This is a genomic window from Rhodanobacter aciditrophus (assembly GCF_042679525.1).
In the GTDB taxonomy this organism is placed as follows: Bacteria; Pseudomonadota; Gammaproteobacteria; order Pseudomonadales; family Marinomonadaceae; genus Marinomonas; species Marinomonas aciditrophus.
Window position 1 is genome coordinate 337,656 of record NZ_JBHTMN010000003.1, and the last position, 12,028, is coordinate 349,683.

11 protein-coding genes are annotated in these 12,028 nt (G+C 46.3%); all 11 read left to right on the forward strand.

What is annotated here, in order from left to right; genetic code table 11:
- Window positions 1-2: 2 nt before the first annotated feature.
- The 11 genes from gspD (at window position 3) to gspK (ending at window position 12,013) form a co-directional block, all read left to right on the forward strand.
- Window positions 3-1,883: a type II secretion system secretin GspD gene (gspD, locus tag ACFQ45_RS02240; protein ID WP_377364881.1), complete on the forward strand. Its 1,881-nt coding sequence runs from the start codon at window positions 3-5 to the stop codon at window positions 1,881-1,883.
- 241 nt (window positions 1,884-2,124) lie between these two features.
- The gene (gene traF, locus ACFQ45_RS02245) at window positions 2,125-3,429 is read left to right on the forward strand and encodes a conjugal transfer protein TraF (RefSeq protein ID WP_377364883.1); all 1,305 of its coding nucleotides are present in this window, start codon (window positions 2,125-2,127) and stop codon (window positions 3,427-3,429) included.
- Entirely contained in the window at window positions 3,429-5,345 is a 1,917-nt protein-coding gene (locus ACFQ45_RS02250; RefSeq protein ID WP_377364885.1) for a hypothetical protein, read from the forward strand. The genes traF and ACFQ45_RS02250 overlap by 1 nt, the downstream gene beginning before the upstream one ends.
- A gap of 61 nt (window positions 5,346-5,406) precedes the next feature.
- Complete coding sequence (locus tag ACFQ45_RS02255; protein WP_377364887.1) at window positions 5,407-6,345, forward strand: hypothetical protein; 939 nt, start codon at window positions 5,407-5,409, stop codon at window positions 6,343-6,345.
- Between the two features lie 27 nt (window positions 6,346-6,372).
- A complete protein-coding gene (gspE, locus tag ACFQ45_RS02260) occupies window positions 6,373-7,860 on the forward strand; it encodes a type II secretion system ATPase GspE (protein ID WP_377364889.1) in 1,488 nt (495 codons plus the stop codon).
- Window positions 7,860-9,065 (forward strand): type II secretion system inner membrane protein GspF, encoded by a 1,206-nt coding sequence (gspF, locus tag ACFQ45_RS02265; RefSeq protein ID WP_377364891.1) that lies wholly within the window; start codon window positions 7,860-7,862, stop codon window positions 9,063-9,065. Before gspE ends, gspF begins: the two co-directional genes overlap by 1 nt.
- 43 nt (window positions 9,066-9,108) lie before the next feature.
- Complete coding sequence (gene gspG, locus ACFQ45_RS02270) at window positions 9,109-9,567, forward strand: type II secretion system major pseudopilin GspG (protein WP_377364893.1); 459 nt, start codon at window positions 9,109-9,111, stop codon at window positions 9,565-9,567.
- An 8-nt stretch (window positions 9,568-9,575) separates the two neighbouring features.
- Window positions 9,576-10,049, forward strand: coding sequence for a pilus assembly FimT family protein (locus tag ACFQ45_RS02275; protein WP_377364895.1), 474 nt, complete (start codon window positions 9,576-9,578; stop codon window positions 10,047-10,049).
- Window positions 10,030-10,413 (forward strand): type II secretion system minor pseudopilin GspI, encoded by a 384-nt coding sequence (gene gspI, locus ACFQ45_RS02280; protein WP_377364897.1) that lies wholly within the window; start codon window positions 10,030-10,032, stop codon window positions 10,411-10,413. Before ACFQ45_RS02275 ends, gspI begins: the two co-directional genes overlap by 20 nt.
- The gene (gene gspJ / locus ACFQ45_RS02285; protein ID WP_377364899.1) at window positions 10,410-11,039 is read left to right on the forward strand and encodes a type II secretion system minor pseudopilin GspJ; all 630 of its coding nucleotides are present in this window, start codon (window positions 10,410-10,412) and stop codon (window positions 11,037-11,039) included. The genes gspI and gspJ overlap by 4 nt, the downstream gene beginning before the upstream one ends.
- Window positions 11,036-12,013 carry a type II secretion system minor pseudopilin GspK gene (gspK, locus tag ACFQ45_RS02290; protein WP_377364901.1) on the forward strand — a complete coding sequence of 326 codons (978 nt, stop codon included), beginning with the start codon at window positions 11,036-11,038 and terminating at the stop codon, window positions 12,011-12,013. Before gspJ ends, gspK begins: the two co-directional genes overlap by 4 nt.
- Window positions 12,014-12,028 lie beyond the last annotated feature (15 nt).

The following is a 12,028-nucleotide window of genomic DNA, read 5'->3' on the forward strand; positions in this document are numbered from 1 at the left end:
TAATGTTGTTGCTAGCCGTCAGGAAGTGGTTCAAAAGCGTGATCTTCGCGGGGTTATTTTTCCCTGCCGTGCTGATTGCGCAAACTTGGCAGGTTAACCTGCAGCAGGCGGACATAGGCGTATTTATCCAGCAAGTCGCTAAGATGACGGGCAAAAGCTTTATTGTTGACCCTAGGGTTAAAGGTAAAGTAACGGTTGTCTCGAACTCGGAATTGGACGAAGACGGTATTTATCGACTATTGCTGTCGGTATTAACTGTTCACGGTTATGCGGCCATAGATTCATCGGAAGGCATCAAGATTTTGCCGCAAAATGTTGCTAAGCAAGGGGGGCTGGATTACGACCTTGATGGCAAAGCTGCTGGAGAGCTGTTGGTGACACGGGTGATTGCCATCAAAAATGCCTTAGCGTCCGAACTTGTACCGATTTTACGCCCTTTAATTCCCCAATATGGCCATCTTGCCTCTGTAAACGAGGTAAATGCTTTAATCATTAGTGATCATGCGGATAACATTCGTGAACTAGAGCAATTGATAACTCGTTTAGACAGCACGGTAGAAGGGCAGATTCGTATCGTCAATCTAGATCATGCTTGGGCGGCGGATGTCCTTGAACTGATCAATACTCTGGTCTCGGGAAATCGAGAGGGAAATAGCTCTGGTAACTCCACGGCCACTCGGGTCATAGCTGATGAACGTACCAACCGCATGGTACTCAAAGGCAAGGAAGCTGAGCTGGATCAAGTAGAACAATTGATCAAAGACTTGGATCAGCCGTCTAAAAAGTCCAGCCGCTTGGCGGTGATTCCTTTGCGTTATGCAGATGCCGTCAAAACAGCGGAATTAGTGAATGGCTTAGTGGGCAGTGGTAACGAAGAGGGGGTTCAACGCCCGACTAATACCTTTATCCAAGCGGATGAAAGTACTAACTCATTGGTGGTCAACGCAGAGCCTAATGTGATGGTTGATATTCAATCTGTGCTAAAAGAGTTAGATACCCCTAGGGCACAAGTACTAGTCGAAGCGATAATTGTAGAAGTGACCATGGAGGGCTCTGAGGCCTTAGGTTTTCAATGGCTGTTTGGTGATGCTTCCCAGTCCACGACACCCGTGGTGGGGACGAACTTTACCGCCGCAGGCAATAGTTTAACGGATATCGCTACCGGCATTGCCACCGGCACCCCATCTATTTCAAATGGCCTCACGGCAGGGGTGGCGAGTTTTAATAGTGATGGGGATCTGAACCTGGCTGGCATCCTGCAAGCGATTGAAAGCAACTCCAACGCCAATCTGTTATCTACGCCTAAGATAATGACTTTAGATAATCAAACGTCAAAAATCCTAGTGGGTGAAACGCGTCCTTTCCAAACCGGTGGTTATGCGGATAGTAGTAGTAATGCTTTTATCACTACGACCCGTGAGGACATAGGTTTGACTCTCGAGGTGACGCCCCACATTAACGCTGGGGATGAAGTGCGAATGGAAGTGCTGCAAGTGGTCGAAGCCGCATCGCCTGAGCCCAGCTCCTTAGGCACCATTACCACCAAGCGGGAAATCGAAACCACGGTTATTGCAGGGAATAGGAAAACCATAGTGTTGGGTGGCTTGATCGAAGACAACGTCGTGGAGATCCAACAAAAAGTTCCTCTATTGGGTGACCTTCCCATTGTTGGAGCTCTGTTCCGCAGTACTTCCTACGATAATCAAAAGAAAAACCTTTTGGTGTTTATTCGCCCAACCATCTTGAGAAGCCAAGAAGACGTAACGACTGTCACGGAAGAAAAGTTCCGTGCGTTCCGCTCCATTGAGATAAGCCACCCTCTGTCAGCAAATCGTCCTGATAGTTTAGAAGGGCGCTTCCTGTCACCAAACGCCTCCCGCTAGTCATATAAACAGCTGTTATTCATTGATATAACAGCTGTTTATTTCAATTCTTAAATCTGTTGCCCATCCTGAAATAAGCATACCTTGCACTAGATAATCTTATTCTTTATAAAAATAATGTAAAAATATCGCGGTAAAATAATTTATTGTGTAAACTTTTTGCATAGATAGTCGATAGATTCAGCGTAAGCGTAGGAGAAAATACGCTCGCAATGCCGTTAAAATCACAAGAGGTTTCAAAATGAAAAAGATGCTTGTTGTTGCAGGGAGCTTGGCATGTAGTGTGAGCTACGCCGCTTCTCCTGTGTTCCAGCCTATTGGGTCAAGTTTTACACTTGGCACCAGCGCAAATCCCGCCTCCTTATCTACCTCCCTTACCAACCCAGCTGCACCATTTTTGATGGTAGACACAGAAGCGGGTGACCGTTTCCGCTTTGGCATTATCGGACCAGGTGGGTTTGGTTATGAAATGGGTCAGGTTGATTCTCTGCAAGATCAAATAGATGAGCTTGATGAATTGCTGGATGAGGATGTTACCTCTGCGTCCCAAGCTCAGACCTTGCAAGATAAAGCTAACAGCATAGTTGCTTCATTGGGTGATGATGCCAACGGCAAGTTAATGACCTCCGGGCAAGTGCCAGTCTTTCCATTAATATACAAGCATCCCGAATATGGTGCTTTTTCTATCGATATGTCGTTGTCAGCGGTAGGACAAGGTAAATTCCTAGATGATGATATTGATATTGTCGTTACTGGCTCGAATTATACCCTCAATACTAATTCCTCTGTTTACGTTAAGTCCGGTGTAGATCTGAACTTAGGTTTGGGTTACTCAAAAGATGTTTGGTCGAATCAATACGGCATGTTGTTAACCGGTGCCAAAGTTAATTTACATAGTGTGACTTTGAGTAAGGGATTAATGCATTTAGCTAGCTCAGACGATGATTCCGGTGATGCTTTTTCTGATTCTTTGGCTGATCACCAAGAAACTTCATTTGGCGTAGGTTTAGATGTAGGTGCTATTTGGGTATCTAATTATTACCAAGTTGGCTTTACTGCAAGCAATTTAAATGAACCGTCCTTTGAATATGGTTCTCTGAATGAAACTTGTTCTTCGCTAGAAACCAGTAAGCAAGCGAGTTGTTATGCAGCGCTTGAGTTTGCTGGGGAGGGCGAAATTGCCTTAGACGAAACGCATACTATGGAAAGGCAGTTTACGCTTGATGCTTCAGTATACATTCTTGATCAGCAGCTTGCCCTTGCGGGTAGCTATGAGATGAATGAAATTTCTGATTTGATCGGCGACAAATATCAATGGGCCACTATTGGTACGTCTTACTATAGTAAAAACGTATGGATCCCTGCTGTACGCGTAGGTTACAAGAAAAACATGGCGGGTACGGAATTAAGTTACCTAACTTTAGGCGCTACTTTGTTTAAGCGTTTAAATTTTGATCTTGCATATGGTCTTGAATCTATCGAAGTCGATGGTGACGAAGTGCCACGAAGCTTGTACCTAAGTGCTGGTATAGAAAGTGCCTTTTAATGGAGATTGCTAAAATGAATTTTAAGAAAACTTCTATTGCATGCAGTGTTGCAGCGATGTCTCTAGCTTTGATCAGCTGCGGTGGAGACAGTGGCTCCCAAGATTCTGGTGCTAATTCCAGTACTTCTTTTACTGGGCTTGTGGTTGATGGTCGTATTGCTAATGGTACCGTTTGGGTCGATTTGAATGATAATGGTGCGATTGATTCTTTCGAACCATATGCTAATACGGATGAGGATGGGTATTTCTCTTATCGCCCTGCTATTGGAACAGAGGAAGCAATTAATTATTGTCAGTTAGATGACAGTCCATATTGTTTGAATACCGCAGCAGTTCAAACATCCGCAAAAATTAAAATCGCTGGCGGGACCGATTTAGATTCAGGCGAACCCTTCTACGGAATAATGAGTCAGAATGTTACCAAGGCTCAGGCTGAGGAATATGCTTCTGGATCAAGAGTCCCAATGTTATCTCCATTGACAAGCCTTGGTTCATCTTTAACTGATGCTCAGTTGAAGACTCTTTTGGTTACTTTAGGTGCCATGACTAGCACCGATACCTTGTCTACGATTCTAGAAACAGATTTTAGTGATCGTGATGGTATGACTACTGAAGAGGCTACAACGAAAGAAAAGCTATTTAAGGTTGCATATCGTTTACAGAAAGTAATCGATTCTATTGCAGTGATTCTAGATGCCGCCGCGGATGAAGCGGGAATTGAACTGGGTCTAACTTCTGATGATAAACCCGGGGTTAAATCCACATCTGAGTTTGTTGCGGTTGCCTTGGCAGAAGCTTTGAATGGCGATAATTCATCCGTTACTGCTAGTAGCTTGGACGCATTAGACGATGATGATCTTACTGCTATTGCTGATGCGGCGTTAGATAAGTTCGCAGAGAAATATGCTTCGCTTGATGATTCAGAATCTGCGGCATCAGTGAAAGCTAAGTTTACTAACGTTGTTACACTTGATGATGTTGGAGATGTGGCTGATACCGTTGACAGCAGCGTTAAAAGCTCTACAGGGAGTTTAGACTTCACAAGCACTAGTCTGGAGTCTGCTTTCAAGAAGGCAGTGGTTAAGTCTGAAACAGTGCTAGCTCAAACCAAAACACAGTCTAAAGACATCGCCAAAGGAACATCTGGTGCCAAAGCAACAGTAACTACCGTATCTCAAAATGTAGAATCAGCTAACTTTAATACAGCACTGGATGCTGCGATTACGGATTCAAATGTTGATGGTGTAACCATTGATGTGGGTTTATTAGCTAAGGATGTTGAATCTAAAAGCTCAACTGATTCATACACAAGCTCAGTTAGCGACTCTACGCTCGCGGATGTTCCTGATTCCCTTTGGGCAAACCGTTTCCTAGCTATGTCTGGGGTGGACGATGCAAGTAATTCAGCTTCCGAAAAAGGCCGTGTAATATTCTTCTTTAGCGGAGAAACGGACTCTGCTACTAAAGGTAGTGTTGATGTATGTTATGCCTTTGACTCTGGTGTAGGAAGTAGTGATGATGATCAGCTTGGCTCCATGCAAGGTTCTACTTGGTCTAAGATCTCTGATGGTGTAGTTCAAGTTACTACTTCTTATGGTAGTTTCCAGATCAAAGCTTACCGAGTAGAGGCTGTAGCTAGTGGGGATCAGAGTCAGTATCTAGGTTTGGGTACTGCAGGATCCCCAGGTACTGGAGATTATGGTAAATTCCTGTTTTCTTCTGAAGCGTTTGATCAAAACGCGACCTGGTATTCTGATTTCAGTGGCGACTCTACTGATACGACCTTTGCCGGGTGGGGGCTTAGAACGGCTACTTCTGTGCCTAAATCTGATAGCGCTTGTAAAACATTTGGATTTACGGACGGGTCAACAACCTACAATAATGTTCTAACAACAAATCTTACTATCACTGAATAAAGAAGATGTAAAAAAAGCCGCCAACGTTAAGTTGGCGGCTTTTTTGTGGAGCTTTTATCTTATGAAGAAAATTCTTTTAGCTGGCCTCGCCCTGTCTGGCGCAGTGCACGCGGATATTAATAACGAACCTTTTACCTACATTGGTTTTGCTGGCGGTACTCTGACTTATAAAGAGAGCGGAACGGTAACAGGCAATGTTAATTTTGAAACGAACCCTTCCAACTTTCAGGTGTTTAACTACTCTGGTGGTTACACTGCAATAGGTGAAAGAACGGGCTTTTATATTAATACTGTCAGCACTCTTTATGCTTCAACAGATGATGAGTCTTGGACGTTTAGTAGTCCAAATGGTTCTGGGGAACACCAGAAAAACAAAATGACTTCTAATCATAATGCCATTGATTTGTTGTTTGGCTATTTAATGGGGAGTGGGCATCAGGTAATTGCTGGGGTTGGGTACCGTCGTAATTTGATGGACCGTAATAGTTTCCAGGCAGGTTCAGATGTTGATACGTTTAATGATGTGCGTTACGCAGGAGAGACAACCTCGCTAACTGAATCTGAGTACGATTCAAAATACGGTTTATCCTTTGTAGACGGTCAGATCGTTAACTATACCGAGACATTTACAAGTTTCATGGCTCAAGTGGGTTACCGCTATGATACGCGTTTTAAATCCGCTGATACGGGTGCCCGTTGGCAATTTGGAGCAACTTTAGGGGTGCCAGTGTACTACGAAGCGATCAACACGTCGAAGCCACAGTATAACTTTTCATCTATGTTCGATGGCTACAATATTGATGCGTACGTAGGTTACGGTTGGCGCTTTACTGAAAACCTAGGTGTTTTAGCTAAAGCCAATTATTCTTATCGCTTACGTGGAGAGCTGAAAGAGAATATTGGTTATAACTCAGAATTAAACCGTAACCGTTATGCCATCATCCCTGAAAACATTGTCAGTTTTTGGAATGTGGGGTTAAATGGTTACTGGAATTTCTAGTTAAACTCTCTTAGCGCGGCTAAGGATGTGTCGTTGTCTGCTTTAACCTATTCATTTGTGAAAGAGAACGGCGTTTTGTTATTTCAAGACGCCGATCAGTGGGTGCTCGCCCATAAGGCGAGTGCATCCCTTGCTGCCCTCAATGAAGGGCTTCGTGTGAGTCCTATCATCCCTCAAATTCGCTTGTTAGAAGCGGATGCTTTCGATGCTGAAGTGGTGAATTTTTATCAACGGGAAGGTGGTCAAACCTTAGCGAACGTTCAGGGCTTGGGTGATGATCTCGAGTCCGTTGCAGATGCCATTCCCGAGAATGAAGACTTGCTCGAGAATGAAGGTGATGCCCCTATTATTCGTTTGATCAATGCCATCTTAAGCGAAGCGATCAAAGAAGGCGCTTCGGATATCCACATTGAGACCTTTGAGCGCCGCCTACAGGTGCGTTTTCGTGTGGATGGTGTGTTGCGAGAAGTAGTTTCACCTAAACGGGCATTGGCGCCAATGCTGGTGTCGCGCATTAAAGTTATGGCGAAACTTGATATCGCAGAAAAGCGGGTACCTCAGGATGGTCGAATCCTGTTGCGCATTTCAGGTCAAGATACGGATGTTCGTGTTTCTACCTTGCCGTCCACCCACGGCGAGCGGATCGTGATGCGTTTGCTATCAAAGCAAGCTGGTAAGTTGGATCTTAGTCATCTTGGAATGGGGGATGGAGATCGACAATTAGTCCGCCAATTATTAGATCAGCCCCATGGTATTTTGCTCGTTACTGGCCCCACTGGCTCGGGCAAAACCACGTCTTTGTATGCTTCTTTAACGTATCTTAATGATGGCAAGCGTAACATCATGACTGTGGAAGATCCGGTGGAGTACCACATCGAGGGTATTGGCCAGACCCAAGTGAATACCAAGGCAGATATGACTTTCGCCCGTGGGCTAAGGGCAATTCTCCGTCAGGACCCTGATGTGGTGATGATCGGTGAGATTCGAGATAAAGAAACCGCTGAAATCGCTGTGCAGGCGTCCCTAACAGGGCACTTGGTTTTATCCACACTTCATACTAACAGTGCAGTGGGCGCGATTACTCGTCTGCAAGATATGGGGGTGGAGCCATTTTTGTTGTCCTCTTCTGTAGTGGGGGTGTTGGCCCAAAGGCTAGTGCGTCGTTTGTGTGATCACTGTAAGGCCCCGGTCGAAGCGGACGACACAATGCGGTCACTCATGGGTGAAGAAGAGCCAATGACCTTATATCGTCCTGTGGGATGTGATGCTTGTCATCACCAAGGTTTTAGAGGGCGTTTAGGGCTCTATGAAATCATAGTAGTGGACGACGTATTGCAAGAAAAAATCCACCAAGGTGCGGGTGAACAAGACATGGCCCGCTATGTGCGTACCATTCGTCCAAGCCTGAGAGCCGATGGATTAAACAAAGTACGTGCAGGACTGACGAGCCTTGAAGAAGTGTTGCGTGTCTCTAATGAAGACGTACAGCCCTTAACCGATGTAGAGCACCTCTGATGGCAGCTTTTGAATACCAAGCCTTGACCCCGTCAGGCAAGAAAAAAAAAGGTGTTCTAGAGGCGGATAACGAGCGCCATGCTCGTCAAAAGCTCCGTGATATGGAGTTGGTGGCCCTACAAATCCGCCAAGGCAAAGCCTTAACGGACAAACCGTCTCTGTTCTCGCCTGCTATTTCTATTAAAGACCGTGCTCTGGTGACCCGCCAACTGGCTACCTTGATTGATGCTGGGCTTCCCATAGAAGAATCCCTAGCGGGTGTCGCAAATCAAGCGGGTAAGCAAAAGACTCGCGCCATGTTGCTGGCGATTCGTTCAAAAGTGTTGGAGGGCCAACCTTTGGCGGCTGCCATTGGTTTGTATCCTAAAGCCTTCCCAATTTTGTATCGTGCAAGTATCAAGGCTGGGGAAGAGTCTGGCCATTTAGCCGCCGTGTTAATGGCGTTGGCAGATTTTTCCGAGCGCACACGGGCTAACAATCAAAAAGTACAAATGGCACTTTTGTACCCTGCTATTTTGACCTTGGTCGCTATTTCAATCGTGGTATTTTTGCTGGGCTCAGTGATGCCAGACATTGTCTCTGTGTTTAATAAACAGGGCGCTGAATTGCCTGGTATCACTCAGGTGATGCTGGGAGTCAGTGATGCCATAAGTGATTATGGACAAGTGATCTTATTGGCATTCGCTGGGTTACTGGTTTGCTATGCTTGGTTGATCCGAAAACCTAGGATCAAATCCGCTCAAGATAGCCTCCTTTTAAAGGTTCCTTTCATTGGTCGCTTTGTTAAGACGATTCAGATCACCCGTTATATAGGGACTTTAGCCATGCTAACCAGCAGTGGCGTTGCTTTAGTTGAGGCCATGAATATCGCTTCGCAAGTGGTAGAAAATGATCGTATGGCGCGCGCTCTGTTAGAAGCCAGAGATCGAGTTAAAGAAGGGGTGTCACTGGGAGACACCTTAAATGAAACTAAGCTGCTGCCGCCCATGATGCTGCAATTAATCATCAGCGGGGAACGCAGTGGCGAATTGGATAAGATGCTCAATAAAGCTGCTTACCAGCAGGAGCAGGACAGCAATAACTGGATTTCTGCCATGGTGGCTTTGTTTGAACCTATTATGTTGTTAGTCATGGGGGCCGTTGTCATGATGATAGTGATGGCGATTTTGTTACCCATAATGAATATGAATCAACTGTTAAACTGATTGCCTCTGCCCCAGAGCAATCGCGTCATTTAAGGAGTTAAAAATGACCTCAAAAGGTACTCGTAACATGAGTCGTCAAAAACAGAAGAAAAGCGGTTTTACGCTGTTGGAGTTGATGGTTGTACTGGTGATTTTAGGGGCGTTAATTGGCTTGGTTGCGCCAAATTTATTAGGGCGTTCAGATGATGCCAAGGTGTCAGTGGCCAAGACACAGATTCGAAACGTCATGTCAGCCCTAAGTCTTTATAAACTTGATAACGGCACCTTCCCGTCTACTTCTCAAGGCTTGCAGGCCTTAGTCACTAAGCCAACAGGTTACCCAGAGGCAAAGAATTGGAAGTCGGGAGGTTATATGCCGAAATTACCTCTTGATCCTTGGGGTAATGAATTTCTCTATGTAAGCCCGGGATCTGCTGGGGATTATGACCTTTTATCCCTCGGCTCAGATGGGCGCGAAGGGGGCGAGGGTGATGCAGCAGACTTGTCTCCGAGTGATTTATAAGGCGTCCAGTGGCTCGTCAAAATGCGTTCACCCTGTTAGAGCTTTTGATTGTGCTGGCAATCCTGGGGGGATTGCTCGGGTTAGTCACTCCTAATCTTAGTTTTGATGGAGAGGGGGCAAAGCTCGAGAGGGAAGCTTCTTCTCTACGACAGGCGTTGCAAAGCCAGATTGATCAAGCTTGGTTACAGGGGGAGTCCCGTTTTGTCGAGCTGGATGAGGGGGCGGTGAGCTGGTTTATTTTAAAAAATGGTAACTGGGAGCAAGAGCAAGGCCTATACCTATCTGATCAAATACGTTCCCGTTTATTACTCGATGAATCCCAGCTAAATAGTGCCGTTGGCGTTTTGGATGGGCCGGATTCCGTTGACCTAGTGATCTTGTCTAATGGGGAGTATTTGCCCTTTCAGTGGACATTAATCAGTGAGCAAGGCGATCAGCGTACTATCACGGGGGATGGCATTAATGCCTTGGCGCTTCAATAACCGTGGGTTCACTCTGATTGAGGTGCTGATAGCCCTAGTCATCCTAGGTCTGGTGGGGGTAGTACTCCTGCAAACGACACAAACATCCACCGATCAAAGCCGCTATTTAGCCAATAAGGTGATTGCTACCTGGGTGGCGAAAGATCGAGTTACGGCCATGCGGTTAAGTCTCCGTCAAGGTCAGTCTCCTGAGTTAGGTGATCAGCGTGTGGAGCAAGCGGGGCGGCAATGGCTAACTCGAATTCAATTGTCTAAGCAAACAGCCCAACTGGATCGTATTGAAGTGCAGGTGTTTTTGGGCTCTGAGATAACTCCTATGTATCGCCTAAGCAGTTATCTTCCTCATCTTGGAGACCGCCAATGAGGTCCGTTTCTAAGGGATTTACCCTCATAGAACTACTGATTGTATTGGGGATCTTAGGCTTTGTAGGGGCGGTCAGTTTTGACATGCTGAATTCATCTTTACAGCTTCAAAACCGTGTCGGAGCGCAGGGAAGTCAGCTAGAGAAGATTACTCGGGCGGTCAACTGGGTGCAGTCAGATGCGGAGCAATTTATCCAAAGACCCATTCGAGATGGGCTAGGTGAGGTGCAACCGGCATTAAGTATCCAAGAGGGGGCCTTACAGTGGACCCGAAGTGGTTGGAACAACCCATTAGGAGCAATGCGCTCTAGGTTGCAACGGGTTGAATATCGCAATACAGCCGACGGGCTGGAACGGCGCTTTTGGCGGGTGTTAGATCGTGATCAAACATCTCAGCCAGTATTACAGCAATTGGAAGGCATTCAAGCCATTCGTGCTCAGGTGTTAACAGCTTCCGGTTGGCAATCTAGCTGGCCCCTTGAAACCACTTTGCCCGGTGCAAGTGTCTTAACGGAGCAGCCAATTGCCCTGCGCATAGAGTTTAAAACAGAAGCCTTGGGTAGTTTCACGCGTTTAATTGAGCTCCCTGGTATTCCTTCAGAGGCGGTATCGGGAGGGGATCTATGAGGCGAGCTCGACAGCGAGGTGTGGCGCTTATCTTGGCGCTTATGGTGTTTGCCATTGTCAGCGGTATAGCGGTCAATCTTCTAAATACCATGGAGCAAACCCTAAGTGTTGCGGAGTTTGCCCAACGGGAAACCGCTCAAAAGGAAACCTTGTTGGGCGGGGAGGCTTGGGCTATGTCTTGGCTTGCCTCCGATGAGCTGGGATCAGAGTCTGAAGCGGGTATCAACTGGAGTGCCCCTTGGCAATGGACCCAGCAGGTGTTTCCGTTAGAAGGTGAGAATCGCCGTTTAGAGATACAGATCATTGAGCGACAAAGCTGTCTTAATGTGAATGCTCTAGGGGACGATGAATTAAGGGAGGTGACCCGCCAGCGCTTGCAGCGATTGTCTTCTGAGCTTTCGCTCTCGGATGACTGGGTGAACTATCTCACTGATTGGATAGATGCTGACCAGGATTGGTCAGCCAGTAGTAGCCGTGAAGATGAATTCTACCAAGGTAAACAACAACCCTATAGAACCGGGGATACGGCCATAGTGTCTGCGTCAGAATGGGAGCTTCTAGGCTTGGATGAAGCTGTCTTACAGGCCATTGCTCCTTATGTTTGTGCCTTGCCCAATGACGCAGGGGTTAATGTGAATCGAATGTCATCGGTGTTGATCAATGCTTTATTGCCGGATCTTGATGCGGACCAGCAGGAGCAGTTAGAGGCGCGCATTCAAACATCAGGGTTCATGACTCTAGATGATTTTCTAGGCTTAGAAGCCCTTGAAGATCAGCAATTGGTTGCAGAAAATTGGCGTGTCGATGTGCATTTTGTGGATGTGTACGTGACCTTTATGGATCAAGGGTACCCTTACTATTTGTATAGTCAGTTGGCGAAAACTGACGCGGGCGCAATAGTCCCTGTGGCTCGCGCCTTTGGGCCTTTTGACGTACTATCGAAAGCTTTACTGGCAGCGCAGGAATCAAATTAGATGCGGAGACGATCT

Bases quoted from the DNA above. Each gene is read 5' to 3' on its own strand.
- gspI (WP_377364897.1), top strand. From the start codon at position 10,030: ATGCCTTGGCGCTTCAATAACCGTGGGTTCACTCTGATTGAGGTGCTG.
- ACFQ45_RS02250 (WP_377364885.1), top strand. From the start codon at position 3,429: ATGGAGATTGCTAAAATGAATTTTAAGAAAACTTCTATTGCATGCAGT.
- gspJ (WP_377364899.1), top strand. From the start codon at position 10,410: ATGAGGTCCGTTTCTAAGGGATTTACCCTCATAGAACTACTGATTGTA.
- gspG (WP_377364893.1), top strand. From the start codon at position 9,109: ATGACCTCAAAAGGTACTCGTAACATGAGTCGTCAAAAACAGAAGAAA.
- gspD (WP_377364881.1), top strand. From the start codon at position 3: ATGTTGTTGCTAGCCGTCAGGAAGTGGTTCAAAAGCGTGATCTTCGCG.
- gspF (WP_377364891.1), top strand. From the start codon at position 7,860: ATGGCAGCTTTTGAATACCAAGCCTTGACCCCGTCAGGCAAGAAAAAA.
- gspK (WP_377364901.1), top strand. From the start codon at position 11,036: ATGAGGCGAGCTCGACAGCGAGGTGTGGCGCTTATCTTGGCGCTTATG.
- traF (WP_377364883.1), top strand. From the start codon at position 2,125: ATGAAAAAGATGCTTGTTGTTGCAGGGAGCTTGGCATGTAGTGTGAGC.
- ACFQ45_RS02255 (WP_377364887.1), top strand. From the start codon at position 5,407: ATGAAGAAAATTCTTTTAGCTGGCCTCGCCCTGTCTGGCGCAGTGCAC.